This window comes from Budvicia aquatica DSM 5075 = ATCC 35567, from assembly GCF_000427805.1.
Lineage (GTDB): Bacteria > Pseudomonadota > Gammaproteobacteria > Enterobacterales > Enterobacteriaceae > Budvicia > Budvicia aquatica.
On record NZ_ATYS01000016.1, the window covers coordinates 49,932 to 73,209 of the forward strand.

Below are 23,278 nucleotides of genomic sequence, written 5' to 3' on the forward strand. Positions count from 1 at the left end.
TGACAAGATGAACAATACAATAAAAAATTATGATGCCATTATTGTCGGCGGTGGCATGGTTGGTGCCGCTGCAGCCTTGGGATTAGTTCAAGCTGGTTGGTCAGTGGCTATTATTGAGCATGAAAGCCCGTCTGAATTTATTGCTGATAGTGAACCCGATATTCGAATTTCGGCTATCGGATGTACCTCCGTCGCATTACTTGAACGTTTAGGTGCCTGGTCGGCTATTAAGAAAATGCGCATTACTCCCTATCGACGTCTTGAAACCTGGGAGTGGGAAGAGTCGAAAGTTGTTTTTGATGCGGCATCGCTTTCATTGCCCGAACTTGGATTTATGGTTGAGAACCGTTTACTTCAGTTAGGATTATGGCAGCAGTTTGAACAGTATGCTGATTTGGATCTTTACTGCCCGGCAAAGTTAGAGCGAATGGTTAAAACAGCGCAACGACCTGAACGCTGGGATGTCATTTTGGATAACGGGGATTGTTTACGATCTCCGCTGGTTATTGGTGCTGACGGGGCTAACTCGATGGTACGAAAACTAGCCGGCATCGGCATTACAGGCTGGCAATATCGTCAATCCTGTATGTTGATTTCAGTCGAGACTCAAGATTTACCTGAGGATACAACCTGGCAGAAATTCTACCCATCCGGGCCGCGCGCATTTTTGCCTCTGTTTGATCGTCATGCGTCACTGGTGTGGTATGACTCTCCGGCCCGTATTCGGCATTTACAGTCCCTTTCATTAGCTGAACTGGATCGTGAAATTGCCAGCGGATTTCCTGAACGACTAGGTTCAGTTAAGGCTAAGGCTGCGGCATCTTTTCCATTAATCCGTCGCCATGCTCAGCGCTACTTTAAATCTGGCGTGGTGATTGTTGGCGATGCCGCTCACACCATTAATCCACTGGCGGGGCAGGGGGTAAACTTAGGCTATCGGGATGTTGAAGTGCTGCTTGAAGTATTGATAGATGCCAATAAGAAGGGCAAAGACTACGCGTCAGATGAGGTTCTCAATCGTTATCAGCTAAGACGATATCCGGATAATTTACTTATGCAGGCCGGAATGGACGTGTTCTACAAAGCCTTTAGCAATCAATTACCGCCGCTACGCCTAGTCCGTAATCTGGCTTTGATGGCCGCACAGCGGGCCGGGAAGCTAAAAGAATGGGCGTTAAAGTATGCGCTAGGCCTTTAGGCTTATCCAAATACCCAGGCAAGACAAAAAGCTCGCGAAAGCGGGTTTTTTTATATCTGCATTTTTACTAATGATGGGTATATCTAAGGAAGATGCCTAAGGGGAACTTAGAGAGAGTAAAAGAATGGCTGGGGTACCAGGATTCGAACCTGGGGATGACGGGATCAAAACCCGTTGCCTTACCGCTTGGCGATACCCCACCCGATGCATTGTCATTGAAGGAAATGGTGCGGGAGGCGAGACTTGAACTCGCACACCTTGCGGCGCCAGAACCTAAATCTGGTGCGTCTACCAATTTCGCCACTCCCGCAAATATATTATNGTGGCTACGACGGGATTCGAACCTGTGACCCCATCATTATGAGTGATGTGCTCTAACCAACTGAGCTACGTAGCCATAATATCTTGCTTTACCTTCACGGCATTGCGGAGCGCATTATCCGTATCTGAATCTCTTTCGTCAAGGTTTTGATTAACTGAATGCTCAGGTTATAACCGGATAAGATCGTTTTAGGTTTTAATTGCTATTTTTTTAACCAATTTATCTAAAAGTCGGCCGATAGCTGAGAAGAATTACAAATGAGTATTGGAAGTTTGGATTGAATATCGATGAACTAAATTGAGGAGAAAATTATGGCTGGGGTACCAGGATTCGAACCTGGGAATGACGGGATCAAAACCCGTTGCCTTACCGCTTGGCGATACCCCAAAGGATAATTTTTAGATTCTATTTTCGGGGAGAGAATAGAAATGGCTGGGGTACCAGGATTCGAACCTGGGGATGACGGGATCAAAACCCGTTGCCTTACCGCTTGGCGATACCCCACCCGATGCATTGTCATTGAAGGAAATGGTGCGGGAGGCGAGACTTGAACTCGCACACCTTGCGGCGCCAGAACCTAAATCTGGTGCGTCTACCAATTTCGCCACTCCCGCAAATATATTATGGTGGCTACGACGGGATTCGAACCTGTGACCCCATCATTATGAGTGATGTGCTCTAACCAACTGAGCTACGTAGCCATAATATCTTGCTCAACCTTCAACGGCGTTGCGGGGCGCATTATGCGTATCTGCTTCCTTTCAGTCAACAAGTTTTTTGTTATAAATGGCTCTGTGGAGTCTGATTGTTTGGCTTGTAACCGATATGACGATAAAAGAGACAAAAAAACGTTTTTTGTCTTATCTTTCTGTTTATTAAGTATTCGCTCTAAAAATAAAAGCAGATGATATTTCATCTGCTTTTATTGTGTGATTTCAGCCGGTCATCGTCAGCAATAAATTATTTTTTATACGCTGACTGATGAACACCGACGGCACGTCCGGAGGGATCGTCCATTCTTTTAAAGGATTCATCCCATTCAATAGCCTTAGCGGATGAACATGCCACTGACGGCCCTCCCGGAACGCACTCTGCAGCACTGGGAAGAGGGAATAGCTCTTCAAAAATTTCACGATACAAATAGGCCTCTTTTGAGTTCGGCGTATTGTATGGAAAACGGAATTTGGCCGTTTCTAATTGCTGGTCGGTAATTTGCTTCGCAGCCACCTCTTTTAAGCTATCAATCCAGCTATAGCCTACGCCATCAGAAAATTGTTCTTTTTGACGCCATGCGATGCTGGCCGGAAGATAAGATTCAAAACATTCGCGCACAATATGCTTTTCCATTTTGCCATTGCCACACATTTTATCTTGCGGATTAATACGCATTGCAACATCAAGGAATTTTTTATCCAAGAAGGGGACGCGGGCTTCAACACCCCATGCAGACATCGCTTTGTTTGCTCTGGCACAGTCATACATATGTAGCGCTAATAGTTTGCGTACGGTTTCCTCATGGAACTCTTTAGCATTTGGCGCTTTATGGAAATAGAGATATCCGCCGAAGACTTCATCTGCCCCCTCGCCGGACAGGACCATTTTGATTCCCATCGCTTTGATTTTTCTCGCCATCAGGTACATCGGAGTTGACGCTCTGATGGTGGTAACATCATAAGTTTCAATATGATAAATAACATCACGAATGGCATCCATCCCTTCCTGAACGGTAAAGTGGATTTCGTGATGAACAGTCCCTAAATGGTTAGCAACGTTTTTAGCGGCAATCAGGTCAGGGGAGCCTTCAAGACCAACGGCAAAAGAGTGCAATTGTGGCCACCATGCCTCACTGCGCTCATTGTCTTCAATCCGGCGGGCGGCATACTTTTTGGTGATGGCAGAAATAACCGAAGAATCTAAGCCGCCTGATAGTAATACGCCGTAAGGAACGTCTGACATCAGGTGGCTTTTTACCGCCTCTTCCAGAGCATTGCGCAGTTGATTAGCGTCTGTCGGATTGTCTTTAACGTTATCGAACTCCATCCAGTCACGCTGGTAATAGCGCTTAATTTGGTGGTCATCGCTAGACATATAACTTCCGGCTGGAAATTCTTTAATCGTTTTGCATACCGGCACCAGCGCTTTCATCTCTGAAGCAACGAAGAAATTGCCGTTTTCATCATGACCGGTATACAACGGAATAATGCCGATATGGTCACGGCCAATCAAATAACTATTGTCGGTAGTGTCATACAGAATAAAGGCAAACATGCCCTGGAGTTCATCAAGAAAATCGATACCTTTTTCCTGATAAAGCGCCAGAATCACTTCACAATCTGATTCAGTCTGGAACTCATATTTATCTTTTAGCTGGCGGCGAATTTCCTGATGGTTATAAATTTCACCGTTAACGGCCAGTACGTGAGTATGAGCAGCGTTATAAAGAGGTTGAGCACCGTTATTCACGTCGACAATAGATAAACGTTCATGGGCTAAAATTGCCGTATCTGAGGCATAAACACCGGACCAGTCAGGACCACGGTGGCGCATTAGGCGGGACATTTCTAATGCTTTTTTACGCAACTCAATGGGATCTGATTTAATATCGAGTACACCAAATATTGAACACATTGTTATCTCTCTTGTTCTGTTGACATTGAATTATCTAATGCAATTACTGCGCCAGAGTGACTATCTAATTGATATTGATGAGAGGGTCTTGTTGGATAGATATTTATTATCATAGCAGTTGATTTGCACAAGGTTGGTGCAAGCAACGATTTATTTCAGTGCAATGTTCCATCGTTGGGCAGTGCACTGAAATATTGAAAACTAAATAGGCGTATAGAGAAAGGGAAAACTATCCGGTTGATTAATCGTTATTGTCGCCGAGTAAATGTTGCAGTAAAACGCCGTTTAGCATTGAGCGTTTTACTAATGCAAATGAACCAATGGCAGAACGATGATCTAATTGGGATACCACCACGGGTAAATCTTTTCTAAAGTTAATCAACACCTGAGTGTCGATACAGCTTTGTATCGCGGCCAATAGTGTTTTTTCAGCTTCAGCGATATCACCGGTAATCACGACTTTTTGAGGATTAAATAGATTAATCGCCATGGATATACCACGGCCTAAGTAGCGGCCAACGAGTTCAATGACGTTAATTGCTAATTCATCACCTTTGTTTGCCGCTTTGCAAATGGCCGAAATGCTACAGTCGTCCAGCGTTAGCTTGCTCTGATAGCCCTGATTTAACAGATTACGAACGCGTTGCTCTATCGCTGCATTGGAGGCGACGGTTTCCAGACAGCCAAAATTACCGCAGTAACAACGTTCGCCTAATGGGTCTATTTGAATATGCCCTAATTCACCAACGTTGCGATTTTTGCCAAGAAAGATTTGCCCGTTGATAATGAAGCCCGCTCCGGTACCCCGGTGAACTCTGACTAACAATGAGTCTTCACAGTCCTGAGTGGCGCCAAAGTAGTGTTCGGCGAGGGCAAGGCCGCGAATATCGTGGCCAACAAAACAGCTGACATTAAAACGATCGCGGATGGCCTTTTTTAACTGCCATTCATCAACATTGATATGTGGCATATATTTGACGATGCCGTCTTCAGGATCGATTAATCCCGGCATCGAAATCGCAATAGCGATAAGTTCGCGAATTTTGTTGCTAAAGGTATTAATAAAGGCGGCAATAGCATCCAGTAATCCTTTTTCAAGGGTTTCCTGAGTCCGCTCTGGCAGCAAATAGGCTTCTTCTGCCAGAGGTTTGCCGCTAAGGTTATATAAGGTAATGGTTGCACCGTTGCGGCCAAGGCGAACCGCTACGGTGTGGAAGGCTCTATTTTCAGTTACGATAGAAACGGCTCTGCGCCCGCCGGTTGAAGCCTGTTGTTCAACCTCTTTAATCAACCCGCGATCCAAAAGCTGTCGGGTGATTTTTGTAATACTTGCGGGTGCAAGCTGGCTAAGCTCGGCAATCTGTATACGGGAGATAGGGCCTTGTTGATCTATCAGGCGGTAAACAACGGCACCATTTAATTGTTTAACTAAATCGATATTACCTATTTGACCGCCCACTGTCGTCATGACCGCTATTTCCTGTATATATGAGTGATTACCACTGCTTCATTACCCCGTTAGTGCAGGTATGAGTGACGTTAAAATCATGCGTAAATGCAGTGAGGTTGGCGACTTTACCCGCTTCTATGCTACCCAGATGTTGGGACACACCGAGTGCTCTTGAAGGATAAAGCGTTGCCATACGAATAGCTTCATCAAGCGATATGCCAACAAATTGTACGCTGTTAGCTACCGCTTCAATCATTGTTAGTGCCGATCCGCTAAGGGTGCCATTTTCATCCACACACATTCCATTGCGGTAATATACGGGTTTACCTGCAAAAATAAAATGATCTATATTGGCACCGGCAGGGGCTGTAGCATCGGTCACTAATACCAGCTTGTCGCCTTTCGAGTGTTTTGCGTTACGAATGCTGGGCCAGGCAACGTGATGACCATCGGCTATTATACCGGTATAGACTTCCGGCGTATCGAAAATAGCGCCCATCAAACCGGGTTCACGACCGGTAATATAAGGCATGGCATTATACAAATGGGTGGCAAAACTAATTCCGGCGGCAAATCCCTTACGCGCCTGTTCATAAGTGGCATTGGAATGACCGGCAGATACCACAATACCCGCATTGACTAATTGGCGAATATAATGACTTTCAACCTGTTCCGGTGCCAGCGTCACTTTGGTAATGACATCGGCATTGGCGCAAAAGTAGTCGATCATCGCCGGGTCTGGTTTGCGGATCAAATCGGGATTATGCGTCCCTTTTTTAATCGGGTTAATATAGGGGCCTTCAATATGAAGCCCCAAGGCCTGATTAGCATGGCTGAGTAAATATTTACGCATGACATCAATAGCGTATTTTATCATTTCATCGCTTGAAGTGATAAGCGTTGGAAGATAACTGGTGCAGCCTGACTTTTCATTTGCCCGCTGCATTATTTCAAGCGTATCGATGGATATTGCATCAAAGGAGTCGTTGAATTGAACGCCGCCGCAGCCATTTAATTGCACGTCGATAAAACCGGGCGCCAGCATTGCACCCTGAAGATGTTTAATTTCAATATCAGCCGGTAAGTCAGATTCGGGGCATACCTGTTGAATTAAGCCATCAGCAACGATTACTGCATGGTTATCGAGAATATCATGGCCAGTATATATCCGGCACTGGGTCAAAGCATACATGGCAAACCCCTTAATACAGATTACAGATTTTTAATATTTTCAGCTTCAAGTTCGCGGAAATATTTAACGGTTTTAATTTTGAGCTCCATCGTTGATGGCTCATCGCAGACCAGGATAGCCTTAGGATGTAACTGTAAGGCAGAGACTGTCCAAAGATGATTGACGCAGCCTTCAACGGCGGCAGCTAATGCCTGTGCTTTTTTATGACCGGTGACTAAGATCATAACCTCAATCGCATCCATCAGCGTCCCGACACCGATAGTCAGTGCAAACTTGGGTACTTGATTGATATCGTTATCGAAGAAGCGTGAGTTAGCAAGACGAGTTTCTTCAGTCAGCGTTTTAATTCTGGTTCTGGACGACAACGATGATGCCGGTTCGTTAAATGCAATGTGCCCGTCGTTACCTACGCCACCCATAAAGAGATGAATTTTGCCATATGACTTAATTTTATCTTCATAGCGTTTACATTCAGCCGTAATATCACTGGCATTGCCATTTAATAAGTTAATATTCTCTGGCTGGATATCGACGTGGCTGAAGAAATTATCATGCATAAAGGTGTGGTAGCTTTGCGGATGATGTTTTTCTAAGCCCACGTATTCATCCATATTGAATGTAACCACATGTTTGAAGCTTACTTCACCGGCTTTATGCAATTCAATTAAGCGAACATAAGTATTTAGCGGGGTGCTGCCTGTCGGGAGGCCCAAAACAAAAGGGCGGTCGGCCGTAGGTTTAAACGCATTAATGCGATTAACAATGTGACGTGCAGACCAAAGTCCAACGTCCTTTGAACTCTCTAACGGGATAAGTCTCATGTACATACCTCTTGGTTACATAACACGGGCTATACTGAAATAGGTGAAGTTAAACGTGACATGTTGAAATTATTAGCTATAACTATAACGCACGTTATCCAAACACGCTTCCAATACTATGTAGTATTGATATTTTTAATGATAAAATAAGTTGCGCTGTATAGCTAGTCAGTAAGAAGAGTTAAGCAGGTTTTTGGTGACGTTAATCACAAATTAGGAGGTTTTAATTTGTGATGCGAAATATATTTTTTACACTGTATATTATATAAGTCGTAAGTCGTAAGTTGTATCTTGTCTATCAGTCAGTAACAAAAGAGCGGTTACCGTGGACGCCTTATTGTTGAGTATAAAAATATAAGCCCTACTCTAGGGCATGCAAGGGGAAACAAGGTGAATATACTTGGATTTTTTCAACGACTAGGGCGGTCGCTACAACTTCCGATCGCTGTACTACCAGTTGCCGCATTAATGCTGCGTTTTGGTCAACCGGACTTACTAAACTTAGCGTTTATGGCTCAGGCCGGCGCGGCTATCTTTGATAATTTGGCGCTGATTTTTGCTATCGGTGTGGCATCGACCTGGTCTAAAGATAACGCAGGTTCTGCAGCTCTTGCCGGTGCAGTCGGCTTCTTTATCCTGACAAAAGCAACGGTCACCATTGAGGCCAGTATTAATATGGGCGTATTGGCCGGTATTATTGCCGGTTTAGTCGGTGGTGCAGTTTATAACCGCTGGTCTGATATCAAACTGCCTGACTTCTTATCATTCTTCGGCGGTAAGCGCTTTGTTCCTATTGCGACAGGTTTCTTCTGTTTAATCCTTGCCGCCATCTTCGGCTATGTCTGGCCTCCAATTCAACACGCCATTCAACTGGGTGGTGAGTGGATCGTATCTCAAGGCGCTCTGGGTTCAGGTATCTTTGGTTTTGTTAACCGTTTGCTGATTCCTACCGGCCTGCACCAAGTGCTTAATACTATCGCTTGGTTCCAGATTGGTGATTATACCGATGCGGCAGGTAAAGTGTTCCACGGTGATATCAACCGTTTCTACAATGGTGATGCAACCGCAGGGATGTTTATGTCGGGCTTCTTCCCGATTATGATGTTTGGTTTACCGGGTGCAGCATTTGCTATGTACTTCGCCGCTAAGCCAGAGCGTCGTGCTTCTGTGGGTGGTTTACTGTTATCCGTTGCGTTAACCGCATTCCTGACCGGTGTTACTGAGCCACTTGAATTTATGTTCATGTTCTTGGCTCCGTTACTTTATTTAGTTCACGCTATTCTGACTGGTATCAGCCTGTATATCGCAACAGCATTAGGAATCCACGCCGGATTTACCTTCTCTGCCGGTGCGATTGACTATGCATTAATGTACAAATTGCCTGCCGCGAGCAGCAACGTGTGGATACTGCTAGTAATGGGTCTGGTTGCGTTCGTGGTCTACTTCGTACTGTTCACCGTGATTATCCGCGCATTCAATCTGAAAACGCCGGGTCGTGAAGATGCTTCAACCGAAGTCACGCCTGAAGCAAACAGCAATACAACCGAAGGTCTGGATACGTTAGCTATCAGTTACATCAATGCCATCGGCGGTAGCGATAACTTGACCGGTATTGATGCATGTATTACCCGTTTACGTTTAACGGTAAAAGATTCCGGAATGGTTGACTCAAATGCCGCTAAGCGTTTAGGCGCAGCCGGCGTAGTGAAATTGAATAAGCAAAGTATCCAGATTATTGTGGGTGCTAAAGCCGAATCGATTGCCGATAGTATGCGTAAAGTAATTGCTTCCGGTGCTGCACCTAAGGTTGTTAGCCATGCTGCCGCGGCTGAAGCCCCGGCCGTTGAGGCGGCGCCGGCTAAAGCGGTTGAAATTAACAAAGCGGCTAAGTTAAGCAGCCTTGTTTCTCCCATTACCGGTGAGATCGTTGCGTTAGAAAGCGTTCCTGATGAAGCCTTTGCCAGCAAAGCTGTGGGTGATGGTATTGCGATTCGTCCTACCGGCAATCTGGTGGTCTCACCCGCTAACGGTACGTTGGTTAAGATTTTCGGTACTAACCACGCATTTTGTTTAGAAACGGAAGATGGTGCCGAAGTTGTCGTTCATATCGGTATTGATACCGTTAAATTGAATGGCCAAGGTTTTAAACGTTTAGCCGAAGAGGGCGCAACGGTTAAAGCGGGTGATCCAGTACTTGAGTTGGATCTTGACTATCTGGCACTGAATGCTGCTTCTATCATCAGCCCGGTGGTTGTCAGCAACATTGATGATTTCGCCGGCGTTATTGATATTGCCAGTGGCAACGTTGTTGCAGGTCAGACTAAACTTTTTGATATCAAAGGATAAGTATTTAAACTTATTGCTTAGCAATCAAATTGAATGAGCGGGAAGGGAAACCTTCCCGCTTTTTTTATTTAGGGTATATATACCCTGAACGGGTAAAATAAGCCGGATACTCAACGCATGAATAACCGACGACTTTGTTGTTGAAATTCATTTTGATGCAACAAACGGTTGTGTCTGGATGGCGGTTGTTGGATTATAAGAGGTTATACCCGTCATACTTCAAGTTACAGGTGCGTTAACCACGCTCAATGACCCGAATCACTTATGAATATAAGCCAATCGGGATTAGTCCACCTGCAACTCGAATTATTTTGGCTAGCTACGTTGTGAGCGCTTTTGCATTTGGCATAGAGGAAAAAATAAATGAGTGAGGCTGAAGTCCGCCCAACTAATTTTATCCGTCAAATTATTGACGAAGATTTAGCATCCGGTAAGCATAAAACTGTACAAACACGTTTTCCACCGGAGCCGAATGGTTACCTTCACATTGGTCATGCAAAATCTATTTGCCTGAATTTCGGTATTGCTCAGGATTATCAAGGGTTATGCAACCTGCGTTTTGATGATACCAACCCGGTGAAAGAAGATATCGAATACGTTGAATCAATTAAAAATGACGTTCAATGGCTGGGGTTCCATTGGGATGGCGCTGTGCGTTATTCCTCTGATTATTTTGACCAGTTATATCAGTATGCCGTCGAACTTATCAGTAAAGGCTTAGCCTATGTCGATGAGTTGACGGCAGAAGAGATGCGCCAGTACCGCGGTACATTAACGGAAGCCGGTAAAAACAGTCCGTATCGCGATCGCAGCATTGAGGAAAACCTTGCGCTGTTTGAGAAAATGAAAAACGGTGAGTTTGCTGAAGGTTCGGCCTGCCTGCGCGCTAAGATAGATATGAGTTCATCATTTATGGTGATGCGCGATCCGGTTTTATATCGGATTAAGTTTGCTGACCACCACCAGACCGGAAGCAAGTGGTGCATCTATCCGATGTATGACTTTACCCACTGTATTTCTGACGCGCTGGAAGGCATTACTCATTCTCTTTGTACCTTAGAGTTTCAGGATAACCGCCGTCTGTATGACTGGGTATTAGACAATATTACTATTCCATGTCATCCGCGCCAGTATGAGTTTTCCCGACTGAATTTAGAATACGCCATTATGTCTAAGCGTAAGCTCAATCAGTTAGTGACAGAAAAACTGGTAGAAGGCTGGGACGATCCTCGTATGCCGACGATTTCAGGCCTGCGCCGTCGTGGTTACACCGCTGCGTCTATCCGTGAGTTCTGCCGTCGTATCGGTGTTACTAAGCAGGATAACAACGTAGAGATGGTGGCGTTAGAGACCTGTATTCGTGAAGACCTGAACGAGAACGCTCCACGGGCGATGGCTGTGTTAGATCCGGTTAGGGTGATCATTGAGAATATCCCTGAAGGCCATGAAGAACTGCTCACTATCGCAGCGCATCCGAATAAGCCCGAAATGGGAACCCGTACCGTTCCTTTTAGCCGCGAACTGTATATCGATCGTGCTGATTTCCGGGAAGAGGCTAATAAACAATATAAGCGTCTGGTTTTAGGTAAAGAAGTGCGTTTGAGAAATGCTTATATCGTTAAGGCTGAACGCGCTGACAAAGATGCTGATGGCAATATCACCTGTATTTATTGTACTTATGATCCAGAGACTTTGGGTAAAGACCCGGCTGACGGACGTAAAGCCAAGGGTGTTATTCATTGGGTTTCTGCGGCACATGCACTTACGGCGGAATTCCGTATTTACGAGTGTTTGTTTAACGTTGCTAATCCTGGTGCTGCAGACGACTTTTTATCAACCATTAATATGGAATCTTTATCTGTAGCCCATGGTTTTGTTGAGCCAAGTCTGAAGGATGCTAAGCCTGAATTTGCCTACCAGTTCGAGCGGGAAGGTTACTTCTGTGCGGATAATCGCCATTCATCGGCAGACAAACTGGTGTTTAACCGTACTGTTGGACTACGAGATACTTGGGCCGCCCAAGCTAACTCATAATTAATACGGCATTTATGGTGCGAAAATGTCTTCTGATACTGATGGTTTCAGGAGACATTTTATATGCAAGGTAAAGGAATTATCAGATGAGTAACCTGGCTGTTGTTGCTAGATATTCGTTTCCACTGGATGCTCAAATAGCAAAAAGCAATCTTGAATCAGCAGGGATTGCTGCCTATATTGCAGATGAACACACGATAAATATGCAATGGCTATATTCTGATGCCCTCGGGGGCGTAAGGGTTCTGGTGGCGGTATCAGACCTTGAGGAAGCGAGGGAAATCCTGGGTGAAGACTTTTCACCTTCAGTGATTGAAGCATCAGGTAGCGGCGGTGAAGAGGTGTCTGAGCGCTGCTGTTCTTACTGTGGTAGTCGTAATGTGGCGTTATATACCAAAGGAAAAAAATCGGCGTTTGTGATTTTTATTCTATTAGGTTTCCCGCTGTTTTTTTACCAACATGGAATTAAATGTAACGCCTGCGGTAAGTTTACAAAGAATTGATCGGTATTTATTCGCCATAACGACATTATGAAAATAGAAATGATGGAAATGCAGATACAAAAAAGCCCGAAGCTATATGCTGTCGGGCTTTTTAATGGTTATTGATAACCATCGGTAGATTTAAGAGTCAGTGGTATGGAGAGTCTCATCTTTACGGCAATCGCCGGACAGACATTTGCCATACAGATATAAACTGTGATTAGTCAGCTTAATCTTATACTTTTCTGAAATTTCACGCTGACGTTGTTCAATAACTTCATCACTGAATTCAATAACACGTCCGCAGTCTAAGCAGATGAGGTGATCGTGATGATGCTGTTGGGTTAATTCAAAGACAGATTTTCCGCCTTCAAAGCTGTGACGGGTCACAATGCCGGCATCGTCAAATTGATTTAACACGCGATAAACGGTGGCTAAACCAATTTCTTCTCCCATATCAATCAGTCTTTTGTATAAATCTTCCGCACTGACGTGATGATTTTCTGGTTCCTGAAGTATTTCCAGAATCTTTAGTCGTGGAAGCGTAACTTTCAGGCCAGCCCTCTTCAGCGCGATATTATTATCAGTCATGCAGATTTGTTCCTAAATTCGGGACGCCACGAATCGCTAGCGAATGGTTAACAAAATTATAATATACCATTATAGGGCCCGATACATGAAATGGGAACCATAAGCTGAAATTAAACATCTTTCATCACAATAACATGTGTGTATTTAACCTCATGAATTACAAGGTTAATGTTATTGGGCTTGGTCAGTTAGCCGTGATTCATTTGACCGTGGCTAAAAATTCATTTCGTAATGTATCGATTGGTAAATTACGCCCGATGATGACTAAAAGCGTCTTACGGGTTTCATCCGTGCTCCATTCGGCACCATAATCAAATCCAACTACGCGGTGTACTCCCTGCACTATCAGCCTGCGGGATTCCCCAGCAATGGATAAGATACCCTTATAGCGTAGCATGTCATTACCATATTTTTCGATGGTTGTTTCCATAAATGCGCCGATAAGTTTGATATCAACGTCATTGGCTTCGAAAACATGAGACGTTATGTCATCATTCCATGAACGAGTTAGTAGAGTAGGTGATTGAATTATCGGACGAAATGTAACCGGATTGTTATTGCTCTTTGGTGAAAGCGTGAACGCAGAATCAATATTAAAGGAATCATCTAAATTAAATGCTTGAATATTAATCCATGCGTCTTTATCTAATTTTCCGTGATCTGCTTCGCACATAATTGCTCGGGCATTAATTTTACGCAGTCGGTCCAGTAACTGTTCTTTCGCCTGTGAATCAATGCGGTCCAGTTTGGTTAGAATCAGCCTATCGGCGAATCCGACCTGAGAGACGGCGACTCGGTGTTCAGTCAACTGTTTTTGTGCATGTTCACTGTCAACCAATGTGATTACTGCGTCGAGCTGTAATCTTTCACGCAGCAGATCATCAACAAAAAAAGCCTGAATAATAGGCGCCGGATCTGCCAGCCCGGTGGTTTCTAATAACAAACGGTCAAACAGCAATGTTCCGGCATCTCTGCGAGCCAGTAAGTCGTGCAGGGCTTCGGTTAATTCGCCTCTGACGCTACAGCATACGCAGCCGTTGGTCAGCTCTATAACTTCAATCCCGCTACGCTGGCCTAGCAATCCGCCATCAACGCCAACGGCGCCAAATTCATTTTCTATAATGGCAATGCGCTCACCGGGATGCTGCTCCAGTAGATAGTTTAGTAAGGTTGTTTTGCCGGAGCCTAAGAAGCCGGTGAGAATTGTTACCGGCAATTGTAGTTGGGGGGTCATAACGAATAGCCTTTTGCCATAGTTTTGCGGTTTGTTAAAAATGGATAATTAAATGTGTAGCTATAAAAAGGTACTTTTTAATAACGGTAATCTTTTAACTGTAATGGGGTTTTAACAGCAGGGGCCATTTCCGCCGCCGTAGCGGGCTTCCTGGCGCTCACGGAAAAACTCTTCATATGTCATCGCTTCCTGATCGGGATGGGTCAGGCGCATATGCTGGACGTAGTTATCATAGTCAGGAACGCCGACCATAAGGCGAGCGGCCTGGCCGAGATAACGTCCTACTTTTGCCAGATCTTCAAACATGGGTTTAAACCCTCCGATAACGATGGCGGTAACCGCAGATCTCGCTGCTGTTACCGCCATGATATTAACGATTAATATGTTGTTTAAGCCTGACCAGCGGTCTTAGGCATCGCTTGGTAAGGAATTTCATTCGCCGTTGGCATTGGATTTGCGCGGGCCTTAAAGGCGGTACGTAAACCGAATACTACAACACTAAGCATAACAAACATAAACAGCAATGTGAGGCCGGCATTAAGCTGGTTGTTAAATACCAGCGAACTCATCTGCTCAAGGGATTTGGCCGGAGCAAGAACCGTACCTTCAGTGAGAGACGCTTTATATTTATTGGCTAATGCCAGGAAGCCTACGCGCGGGTTGGCATCAAACACTTTTTGCCATCCGGCTGTCAACGTACAAACTAACAGGAAGATAGTCGGGATAACGGCCACCCAAGCGTACTTCTCGCGCTTCATCTTAAACAGCACAACTGCGCACAGCGTTAATGCAATCGCGGCCAGCATCTGGTTAGCAATACCGAACAGAGGCCACAGGGTATTGATACCACCCAGCGGGTCGACAACGCCTTGATACAGGAAGTAACCCCAGGCAGCAACACACAGACCGGTTGCAGTGATATTCGCGACAAAAGAGTCAGTGCGCTTCATTGACGGGACGAAGGTACCCAGCAAGTCTTGCAGCATGAAACGACCCGCACGGGTACCGGCATCAACCGCCGTCAGGATAAATAATGCTTCAAACAGAATAGCAAAGTGATACCAGAACGCCATCATAGAAGGACCGGTGATTTGGCTTAGAATATGAGCCATACCTACAGCCAGCGTTGGTGCACCACCTGCACGAGAAACGATGGTTGTCTCGCCTACGTCTTTAGCATACTGAACCAGAACGTCAGGCGTTATGGTAAAGCCCCATGAACTGACCACTGTCGCCGCTGATTCTACCGTTGGCCCAAGAACCGCCAGCGGGCTGTTCATGGCAAAGTAAACGCCCGGGTCGATAACGGAAGCGGCAATCAGCGCCATAATGGCAACGAAGGATTCCATCAACATACCACCATAACCGATAAAACGGGCATGGCTTTCATTTTCAAGCATTTTCGGCGTGGTACCTGAAGAGATCAGGGCGTGGAAGCCGGAGATAGCACCACAGGCAATAGTAATAAACAGGAACGGGAATAGGTTTCCTGACCATACCGGACCGGTACCGTCAATAAACTGTGTTGTTGCAGGCATTTGTAAATCAGGTGCAATAATCACAATACCGATTGCCAGACCAACAATGGTACCTATTTTCAGGAAGGTTGACAGATAGTCACGAGGAGCCAGTAGCAGCCAAACAGGCAGTACAGAGGCGATGCCGCCGTAGATAATCAGAGCCCAAGTCAGTTCAACGCCGTCTAAGGTGAAGTACGGTGCCAGAGTTTCATTCTTGGCTATTTCACCACCATAAATGATGGCCAGCATCAGTAATACGAATCCGATAATAGATATTTCGCCAATTTTACCTGGACGAATATAACGACTATATACACCCATAAATAGGGCGATAGGGATGGTGATACCAACGGTAAACGCGCCCCATGGACTATTAATCAAAGCCTTAACCACGATTAATGCCAATACGGCAAGGATAATAATCATGATCATAAATGCGCCAAACAGCGCGATGACCCCGGGAACGGTGCCCAGTTCAGATTTAACCAAGTCACCCAGAGAACGACCGTCACGGCGAGTTGAGACGAACAGTACCATGAAGTCCTGTACTGCTCCGGCAAGAACCACACCGGCCAGAATCCAGATCATACCCGGTAAATAGCCCATTTGAGCGGCTAATACAGGACCAACTAGTGGACCAGCGCCGGCAATAGCCGCAAAGTGGTGGCCATAAAGCACATATTTATTAGTCGGTACATAATCCAGACCGTCATTGTGACGGTAAGCTGGCGTCATGCGGGTTGAATCAAGTTGTAACACCTTGTCGGCAATAAAACGGCTGTAATAGCGATATGCAATTAAATAAACGGAGACTGCGACAACGACAATCCATAGTGCGTTAATCTTTTCACCATTATTCAACGCAATAATAGCGAGTCCACAGGCACCAAGTATAGCGACGGCGAACCAAGTAATATGAGACGCTATGCTGCGCATAGAGACTCCTCCTCTTTTGTAAAAAGCTATAAATAGGAAATAAAATTTATTACCAAGCTATGTATATAGGTAGCTGCTAGTTGGTAATTTGAATATAGCAAGCTCATCTATATAAATAATATGAGACCTGAATCGAATAATTATATTTTTCTCGTCTTATACCTCACCTTAATTATTATCGTGCGAATATAATTCGAATGAATTATATTCGGTGTGTTTGCTTTATAGCTTGTATTTTATAGAGTTTTTTAAGTCAAACGTCTCATCTTGGAGTTAGAACGATCAACAATAATCCCTAAAAAGGACACAGCTTATGGATTATTAATTAACATTATATCAACAGATAGAGAAAACTAGTTTGCACTTGCTCACAGCTTAGTAAAATTTTTGTATTTTAATTGTGAACTACGCCAGAACTATCACGCGGGGGATTATATAGAGAGGACAATAATAAATTTAGTAATTTATAATATGTATTAACTCAGAAGCGTTGAGATTAAACTGGTAGCTGCATTACTTATATATAAAATATATGGTGTAATGCAGCTGAAATAGAATAAGTAATCAGTTTAGATTCATTTCGGCAGAGATTTGCTTAACCCAGGCGGCAACTCGCTCAGCAGTGAGCTCAGGCTGGCGGTCTTCATCAATGGCTAAACCAATAAAGTGATCGTCATCTGCCAGACCTTTAGATGCTTCGAAATGATAGCCTGCGGTTGGCCAGTTACCGACAATTGTTGCGCCATGAGGCTCAATAATATCGCGGATGGTGCCCATCGCGTCACAGAAGTATTCAGCATAATCTTCTTGGTCGCCACAGCCGAAAATAGCGACCAACTTACCTTCAAAGTCTATCTCTTCAAGCGTAGGGAAGAAGTCATCCCAATCGCATTGAGCTTCGCCGTAATACCATGTTGGAATACCTAACAGCAGCGTATCGAAGCGCTCGATGTCTTCTTTACTGCTTTTAGCGATATCGTGGATTTCAACGATCTCTTTACCTAACTGCTTTTGAATCATCTTGGCAATGTTTTCAGTATTGCCAGTGTCGCTACCAAAGAAAATACCTACGGTTGCCATAGCGCGTTACACCTTATAAATATTGTATGGATATTAATACGTCGTATTCAATAATATACCATTGTTGATGCCGGATGGCATCGTTAATCTACATCGGAGGAATCAGCAACGGGGAGCAAAATCATATCAGAAGACGGTTAATACTGTCTTTTTACGCGCGGTTTTTCTTCCGCTTTTTATATTCGTTCAAAAGCAGCAATTCAATCAGCTCACTACGATTAATTTGTTGAGCATCAGAGAGTTCATCCAAAGCATCAACCGCTTCCTGCGTAAGCTTTAATTCAACGCGCTTTAAGCCGCGAACTTTATCGCGCTTAAGCTGGTTACGTTTATTAATGCGTAATTGCTCATCGCGAGACAAAGTACTGGTTTTGGGGCGACCGGGACGACGCTCATCAGCGAAAAGATCCAGCGTTGTACGATCTAATTGTTCTTTTGCCATAAAATCAATCTATCAAACCAGATAAATACAAAAAACAGAGGTTCCAGTTTGGATTTGCCGCGACGGCGCACCGATTGGAATTCCCTAGCTACTTTATAAAGCGACCGTGAATCATAGCGCAGATGTCTTCGCCTAGCCAATGACAAAGCGTGATTAGTAGGTAAAAATGTCGCAATGGTTGCTTAATTGAACAAAATCATGACGGTAACATTTTTCTAATCACGCGAATAACCTGCTGAGGTTTTTCTGCGTGAACCCAATGGCCGCAACCGGCAGCAACGTAAGCTCTGGCCTGTGGAAACTGGCGTGCAATTGCCGGACGATAGCTATCTTGGATATAAGGGGATAACTCACCGCGAATAAACATGACCGGCTTATTCCATGCACTCACTTCATGCCAACCGATAATGTCAGAATAGTGCTGCTGTAGGGCAGGGACGTTAAAACGCCATTCTCCTTGATTAAACGATTTAAGCAAAAATGAGATCACACCTTCATGCAGCCCTGATTTTCGCATTATCTCCGCGGCCTGAGTGCGTTGTGTCACTTTTGATTCAGTGACGGCATTAAGGGCAGCAAAAACATCGTCATGATGGCGTTCCGGATAAGCAACCGGTGCCATATCTATAATGACTAAGCGCGCTATGCGTTCCGCAGCCAGTTCAGTCAGCATCATAGCGACTTTCCCCCCCATCGAGTGGCCAACAACGGTAATATCATTGAGCGCCAACTCATCAAATAGTGACAATAAGTCTTCAGCCATCAACCGATAGTTAATGTCTGATGAATGAGGCGAAAGACCGTGATTGCGTAAATCGACCTGTAAAGTTTGAAAATCGTGCTGGAGATCTCGGGCAATCACGCCAAGATTGTCTAAATTGCCAAATAGGCCATGTAATAGAACAATTATTGGTCCATTACCTTGAAGGCGGTAGTTTAATTTCATAACAATGTCACATCTTTGGTTGCTTTGCGTTAGAGTATCACGATACGAACGCGTATAATTTCCATGAATAACTTGAAAAGAATTATAGGATAAAGATGAAAACTATCGAAGTGGACGAAGAGCTTTATCGTTATATCGCCAGCCAGACCTTGCATATTGGTGAGAGCGCTTCTGAAATTTTACGTCGGATGCTCAATTTCACTCCGGCAATGGTTGTGCCTGAAGGGGTTGCAGATAGCGCCAATATCGCGGTTGTTAGCGCAAAAACAGAGCGTTCGGCCCTGTCTTCGGCGGAACGAAGCGGCAAAATCAGCGAGCTACTACTGTCCGATCAATACAACGAGCAAAAAAACGCGGTTGATCGTTTTTTACTTATATTGTCAGTGCTTTATCAAATCAATAAAAATGATTTTTCTGATGCGACTGAATCACTTCATGGCCGCACCCGTATTTATTTTTCTAATAATCAAGAAACACTGTTAAAAAATGGCCGTCATACCAAGCCAAAAGCAGTGCCCGAAACGCCATACTGGGTTATTACCAATACTAACTCAGAGCGTAAACGCAGCATGGTTGAATATATTATGACCGCAATGCAGTTTCCGGCTGAATTAATAGAACAAACTTGCAGCAGTATTTAATTTATCGGTAAGTACCAGGGAGTGTCTTAAATGGCGAATCACCCAAGGGCCGGGCAACTGGCACAGCAAAGCGATTTGATTAATATTCCTCAGCTAGTTGCTGAGTATTATGTTTTGCAACCAGATTGCGATAACTCGGCCCATGCGGTGAAGTTTGGTACTTCGGGCCATCGAGGTAGCTCTGTACGCCAGAGCTTCAATGAGCCTCATATACTGGCCATCGCTCAGGCAATTGCTGAAAATCGTGCGATTAACGGTATAACTGGCCCGTGTTTTGTCGGTAAAGACACGCACGGGTTGTCTGAGCCGGCATTTATTTCGGTTTTAGAAGTCCTGACGGCCAACGGTGTGGACGTTGTGGTACAGCAAGACAACGGTTTTACGCCTACGCCGTCTATTTCACATGCCATCCTATGTTATAACCGTAAAGGCGGCGCGCTGGCTGACGGTATCGTAATTACGCCATCACACAATCCGCCAGAAGACGGTGGCATAAAATATAATCCACCGAATGGCGGCCCGGCTGACACGAATCTGACGCAATGGATTGAAAATAGAGCTAATCAATTACTGCGAGATAAGTTACAGGGTATTAAACGCCTGACGTTCACGGCGGCTCAGCAAAGCGGATTTATTCACCCGCAGGATTTGATTCAGCCTTATGTCGAGCAGCTAGTTGATGTGGTTGATATGGCCGCCATTCAAAAGGCCGGGCTGACGCTAGGCGTTGATCCGTTAGGCGGAGCAGGTATTGCTTACTGGCAGCGCATCGGCGAGTTCTATAAGTTAGACCTCACGCTGGTAAATGATTCTATCGACCCGTCCTTCCGCTTTATGCACTTGGATCACGATGGCATTATCCGTATGGATTGCTCATCCGTTAGCGCGATGGCCGGGTTACTGGCTTTAAGAGATAAGTTCGATTTAGCGTTTGCCAACGATCCCGATTATGACCGTCATGGCATTGTGACGCCGAAAGGTTTGATGAATCCTAACCACTATTTGGCGGTGGCGATTAACTATTTGTATCAGCACCGCCCTCGGTGGGGAAAAGATATCGGCGTAGGGAAAACCTTGGTTTCCAGCGCAATGATCGATCGGGTTGTTGCCAGTATTGGGCGTAAATTAGTGGAAGTACCGGTCGGATTTAAGTGGTTTGTTGATGGCCTGTTTGACGGGACTTTAGGCTTTGGCGGCGAAGAGAGTGCCGGCGCTTCATTCCTGCGCTTTGATGGAAAGCCTTGGTCAACGGATAAAGATGGCATGATCATGTGCCTGTTGGCGGCTGAAATTACGGCGGTAACGGATAAGAATCCGCAGGATCACTATGAAGATTTAGCGGCACGTTTTGGCGCGCCTAGCTACAACCGTATTCAGGCACCGGCTACTCATGCACAAAAAGCGATTCTGTCTAAGCTATCGCCGGAAATGGTCACCGCTGACATGCTGGCGGGGGATAAGATTACGGCTCGCCTGACGACTGCGCCGGGCAATGGCGCTTCAATCGGTGGTCTGAAAGTCATGACGGATAACGGTTGGTTTGCGGCACGTCCGTCAGGTACTGAAGAAGCTTATAAGATCTATTGTGAGAGTTTCTTAGGTCAGGAGCATCGTGAAAAGATTGAACATGAAGCGGTGAATATTGTGAGTGCGGTATTAGCGTCGGCAAAATAATCGATCTGTTGCTACAAAAGCAAAAGAGCATTCAAGATAAACGGTCATAATGACAGATAGGGTTATTATGACTTTCACCGGACAATGGCAGATTATTTTACCCTGAATAATCTGCCATGCTTTTAATATATCTATTTTTTACGCTTTAATTAGCCGGAACTTTCGCGAGAGGAATCACTATGTCAGGATATCGTTACCGCATCACCGTTGAAGGTCTGAGTGATAAAAAGGGCGAGCCGTTAGATCTGTCTCCGGTAAGCTTTGAGGTAGAAAATCACGATGAAATTTTATCGCTTATAGAAAAAATGAAGGCCCGGGATGACTTGGGATTTGATACTAACACCGCCACCTCGTTTACGGTCGGTCTGAAATTGTTTTCAGAAGTGATGATGGAAAACCGTAAACATCCGTTATTTGAACCTTTGCGTCACTCGTTTCGCGACTTTATGATGTTACTTAAGCAAGGCCGCGCCAAGCCTGATTCAGAAGAATAGTGCGTCTTATAGGTGGTAGGGTTTATCTATTGCCGGCTAGCCCAACGCAACCAGCAGTGCACCGACAGAAATCATGCCGATACCAATTCCGGTGAATAAGGTAACTTTCTCACCAAACAGAATAACCGCTAAAATCACCGCAAAAACTACGCTCAGCTTATCGATAGGTGCCACCTGAGAGACCGTGCCATGCTTAATGGCCATAAAGTAGAACAGCCAGGATAACGCTCCGGCGACGCCGCTGAGAACAATAAACAACAGCGCTTTATGGTCGGCCAATACCTCCGAAACCATGTTTAGCTTGCCCTGAACGACAACAACGCCGATTAAAAATATGGCCATCACCACGGCGCGAATGGCCGTGGCAGTATTGGCGTCCAGATGCTGCAAGCCTATCTTGCCAAAAATGGCAACTAATGCTGCGGTAACGGCAGACAGCAAAGCATAAATTAGCCAAGTACTCATTTTTAGCCCTTCAATAGGTAGGTGTTATATTTTTACGATGTTACGACTAATTATCATTACCATTCAAGCAATATCTTGAGGCAACCAGATGATTAATCAACAGAGTCACTGAATTATTATCGGAATAAATCCCGCAATTCTAACCGTAGCTACTGGCGATTCGATGATTAGCTGACTATGTTACGCGGAGAGTTAATTATCAGGAGATATTTTATGCAAGATAATAAAAGCCAGGAGGCTCAGGCGCTGTTTATACAACGTAACTTTTATCAACATCTGCACAGTGCGGCATTAAATGCCGCGCTAAAGGGGATGGATGATGTGGTGACCCGTAAGGTTGTTAGCCATAAAGATTTAAATGCTCGTCGCTTAATTAAGTCAGCGTAAGGAGTCCAAATGTCCATCAATTGCCAACTGCATTTTACTCATCAGTTTGTTGATATGCTTATGGAAGCCATCAAAACTTCATCGATTGATGCCGGCTGGTTCCAGCACAGTATTTTGCCTCAGATCAGGCGCTATCCTTGCCACGGGCGGCTGTTTCTTAATCGGGTTGCAACCAATAGCAATAATCAGCGCCTGCGCTGGCAATTGGCACGGCGATTTAACTGCAATGAACTACGAGAGTTGAGCGATGAAGGTTGGTTAATTTTGTATTTAAATCAGTATCCGCACGTCTATTTGCTGGCGCTGATCCCATTGTCATCAACAGGGGTATGTAATCTTGAACAGCAATGGATTAATGCGGAATAATTTTCATTCTAACTGGTCAGATCAGTTGC

21 protein-coding genes and 7 tRNA genes are annotated in these 23,278 nt (G+C 44.9%); 9 read left to right on the forward strand and 19 right to left on the reverse strand.

Features of this window, described 5'->3' with window-relative positions; all coding sequences use genetic code 11:
- Nucleotides 1-7: 7 nt before the first annotated feature.
- Nucleotides 8-1,198 (forward strand): 3-demethoxyubiquinol 3-hydroxylase, encoded by a 1,191-nt coding sequence (gene ubiF / locus YWE_RS0107690; RefSeq protein WP_029094003.1) that lies wholly within the window; start codon nucleotides 8-10, stop codon nucleotides 1,196-1,198.
- A 125-nt stretch (nucleotides 1,199-1,323) separates the two neighbouring features.
- Here the strand turns inward: ubiF and YWE_RS0107695 are convergent.
- From YWE_RS0107695 to nagB, 11 genes are all read right to left on the reverse strand, one after another.
- Nucleotides 1,324-1,398, reverse strand: a tRNA-Gln gene (locus YWE_RS0107695).
- A 25-nt stretch (nucleotides 1,399-1,423) separates the two neighbouring features.
- Nucleotides 1,424-1,508 (reverse strand) — tRNA-Leu (locus YWE_RS0107700).
- Between the two features lie 13 nt (nucleotides 1,509-1,521).
- Nucleotides 1,522-1,595: transfer RNA gene (locus YWE_RS0107705), tRNA-Met, on the reverse strand.
- A 237-nt stretch (nucleotides 1,596-1,832) separates the two neighbouring features.
- Nucleotides 1,833-1,907 (reverse strand) — tRNA-Gln (locus YWE_RS0107710).
- 42 nt (nucleotides 1,908-1,949) lie between these two features.
- Nucleotides 1,950-2,024 (reverse strand) — tRNA-Gln (locus YWE_RS0107715).
- A gap of 25 nt (nucleotides 2,025-2,049) precedes the next feature.
- Nucleotides 2,050-2,134: transfer RNA gene (locus YWE_RS0107720), tRNA-Leu, on the reverse strand.
- A gap of 10 nt (nucleotides 2,135-2,144) precedes the next feature.
- Nucleotides 2,145-2,221: transfer RNA gene (locus YWE_RS0107725), tRNA-Met, on the reverse strand.
- Nucleotides 2,222-2,480: 259 nt separating this feature from the next.
- On the reverse strand, nucleotides 2,481-4,148 hold the full coding sequence (asnB, locus tag YWE_RS0107730; RefSeq protein ID WP_029094004.1) for an asparagine synthase B: 1,668 nt from the start codon (nucleotides 4,146-4,148) through the stop codon (nucleotides 2,481-2,483).
- A gap of 241 nt (nucleotides 4,149-4,389) precedes the next feature.
- Nucleotides 4,390-5,616: a DNA-binding transcriptional regulator NagC gene (gene nagC / locus YWE_RS0107735; protein WP_029094005.1), complete on the reverse strand. Its 1,227-nt coding sequence runs from the start codon at nucleotides 5,614-5,616 to the stop codon at nucleotides 4,390-4,392.
- Between the two features lie 28 nt (nucleotides 5,617-5,644).
- Nucleotides 5,645-6,790: an N-acetylglucosamine-6-phosphate deacetylase gene (gene nagA, locus YWE_RS0107740; RefSeq protein WP_029094006.1), complete on the reverse strand. Its 1,146-nt coding sequence runs from the start codon at nucleotides 6,788-6,790 to the stop codon at nucleotides 5,645-5,647.
- A gap of 20 nt (nucleotides 6,791-6,810) precedes the next feature.
- Nucleotides 6,811-7,611: a glucosamine-6-phosphate deaminase gene (gene nagB / locus YWE_RS0107745; protein ID WP_029094007.1), complete on the reverse strand. Its 801-nt coding sequence runs from the start codon at nucleotides 7,609-7,611 to the stop codon at nucleotides 6,811-6,813.
- A gap of 390 nt (nucleotides 7,612-8,001) precedes the next feature.
- Between nagB and nagE the strand changes: the two genes are divergently transcribed.
- The 3 genes from nagE (at nucleotide 8,002) to YWE_RS0107760 (ending at nucleotide 12,494) form a co-directional block, all read left to right on the forward strand.
- Entirely contained in the window at nucleotides 8,002-9,957 is a 1,956-nt protein-coding gene (nagE, locus tag YWE_RS0107750; protein ID WP_029094008.1) for a PTS N-acetyl glucosamine transporter subunit IIABC, read from the forward strand.
- 363 nt (nucleotides 9,958-10,320) lie between these two features.
- Complete coding sequence (gene glnS, locus YWE_RS0107755) at nucleotides 10,321-11,991, forward strand: glutamine--tRNA ligase (RefSeq protein WP_029094009.1); 1,671 nt, start codon at nucleotides 10,321-10,323, stop codon at nucleotides 11,989-11,991.
- Nucleotides 11,992-12,077: 86 nt separating this feature from the next.
- Nucleotides 12,078-12,494 (forward strand): putative signal transducing protein, encoded by a 417-nt coding sequence (locus YWE_RS0107760; protein ID WP_211230995.1) that lies wholly within the window; start codon nucleotides 12,078-12,080, stop codon nucleotides 12,492-12,494.
- 120 nt (nucleotides 12,495-12,614) lie between these two features.
- On the opposite strand, the gene fur is transcribed toward YWE_RS0107760, so the two are convergent.
- The 7 genes from fur to YWE_RS0107795 all read right to left on the reverse strand — a co-directional run bounded on the left by fur (nucleotide 12,615) and on the right by YWE_RS0107795 (nucleotide 19,222).
- A complete protein-coding gene (gene fur, locus YWE_RS0107765) occupies nucleotides 12,615-13,064 on the reverse strand; it encodes a ferric iron uptake transcriptional regulator (protein ID WP_029094011.1) in 450 nt (149 codons plus the stop codon).
- Between the two features lie 199 nt (nucleotides 13,065-13,263).
- Nucleotides 13,264-14,298 carry a CobW family GTP-binding protein gene (locus YWE_RS0107770; protein WP_029094012.1) on the reverse strand — a complete coding sequence of 345 codons (1,035 nt, stop codon included), beginning with the start codon at nucleotides 14,296-14,298 and terminating at the stop codon, nucleotides 13,264-13,266.
- A 111-nt stretch (nucleotides 14,299-14,409) separates the two neighbouring features.
- Nucleotides 14,410-14,604, reverse strand: a complete 195-nt coding sequence (locus YWE_RS0107775) for a YbdD/YjiX family protein (RefSeq protein ID WP_029094013.1) — start codon at nucleotides 14,602-14,604, stop codon at nucleotides 14,410-14,412.
- A gap of 83 nt (nucleotides 14,605-14,687) precedes the next feature.
- Entirely contained in the window at nucleotides 14,688-16,754 is a 2,067-nt protein-coding gene (locus YWE_RS0107780) for a carbon starvation CstA family protein (protein WP_029094014.1), read from the reverse strand.
- 564 nt (nucleotides 16,755-17,318) lie between these two features.
- Nucleotides 17,319-17,834, reverse strand: coding sequence for a flavodoxin FldA (gene fldA, locus YWE_RS0107785; RefSeq protein ID WP_029094015.1), 516 nt, complete (start codon nucleotides 17,832-17,834; stop codon nucleotides 17,319-17,321).
- Nucleotides 17,835-17,985: 151 nt separating this feature from the next.
- The gene (ybfE, locus tag YWE_RS0107790; protein ID WP_029094016.1) at nucleotides 17,986-18,276 is read right to left on the reverse strand and encodes a LexA regulated protein; all 291 of its coding nucleotides are present in this window, start codon (nucleotides 18,274-18,276) and stop codon (nucleotides 17,986-17,988) included.
- A gap of 196 nt (nucleotides 18,277-18,472) precedes the next feature.
- Complete coding sequence (locus YWE_RS0107795) at nucleotides 18,473-19,222, reverse strand: alpha/beta fold hydrolase (protein ID WP_029094017.1); 750 nt, start codon at nucleotides 19,220-19,222, stop codon at nucleotides 18,473-18,475.
- A gap of 95 nt (nucleotides 19,223-19,317) precedes the next feature.
- Here YWE_RS0107795 and seqA point away from each other — a divergent pair, with 95 nt between their 5' ends.
- The 3 genes from seqA to YWE_RS0107810 all read left to right on the forward strand — a co-directional run bounded on the left by seqA (nucleotide 19,318) and on the right by YWE_RS0107810 (nucleotide 22,031).
- A complete protein-coding gene (gene seqA / locus YWE_RS0107800; protein WP_029094018.1) occupies nucleotides 19,318-19,863 on the forward strand; it encodes a replication initiation negative regulator SeqA in 546 nt (181 codons plus the stop codon).
- 30 nt (nucleotides 19,864-19,893) lie between these two features.
- Nucleotides 19,894-21,537, forward strand: a complete 1,644-nt coding sequence (gene pgm, locus YWE_RS0107805) for a phosphoglucomutase (alpha-D-glucose-1,6-bisphosphate-dependent) (protein WP_029094019.1) — start codon at nucleotides 19,894-19,896, stop codon at nucleotides 21,535-21,537.
- A 179-nt stretch (nucleotides 21,538-21,716) separates the two neighbouring features.
- Nucleotides 21,717-22,031 (forward strand): DUF3861 domain-containing protein, encoded by a 315-nt coding sequence (locus tag YWE_RS0107810; protein WP_029094020.1) that lies wholly within the window; start codon nucleotides 21,717-21,719, stop codon nucleotides 22,029-22,031.
- Between the two features lie 36 nt (nucleotides 22,032-22,067).
- Here the strand turns inward: YWE_RS0107810 and YWE_RS0107815 are convergent, their stop codons facing one another.
- The gene (locus YWE_RS0107815) at nucleotides 22,068-22,496 is read right to left on the reverse strand and encodes an EamA family transporter (protein ID WP_029094021.1); all 429 of its coding nucleotides are present in this window, start codon (nucleotides 22,494-22,496) and stop codon (nucleotides 22,068-22,070) included.
- Between the two features lie 213 nt (nucleotides 22,497-22,709).
- Here YWE_RS0107815 and YWE_RS30370 point away from each other — a divergent pair, with 213 nt between their 5' ends.
- Both YWE_RS30370 and YWE_RS0107825 read left to right on the forward strand, forming a co-directional pair.
- On the forward strand, nucleotides 22,710-22,883 hold the full coding sequence (locus YWE_RS30370; RefSeq protein WP_154661406.1) for a hypothetical protein: 174 nt from the start codon (nucleotides 22,710-22,712) through the stop codon (nucleotides 22,881-22,883).
- A gap of 9 nt (nucleotides 22,884-22,892) precedes the next feature.
- Nucleotides 22,893-23,249, forward strand: a complete 357-nt coding sequence (locus tag YWE_RS0107825) for a hypothetical protein (RefSeq protein WP_029094022.1) — start codon at nucleotides 22,893-22,895, stop codon at nucleotides 23,247-23,249.
- Nucleotides 23,250-23,278: the final 29 nt, after the last annotated feature.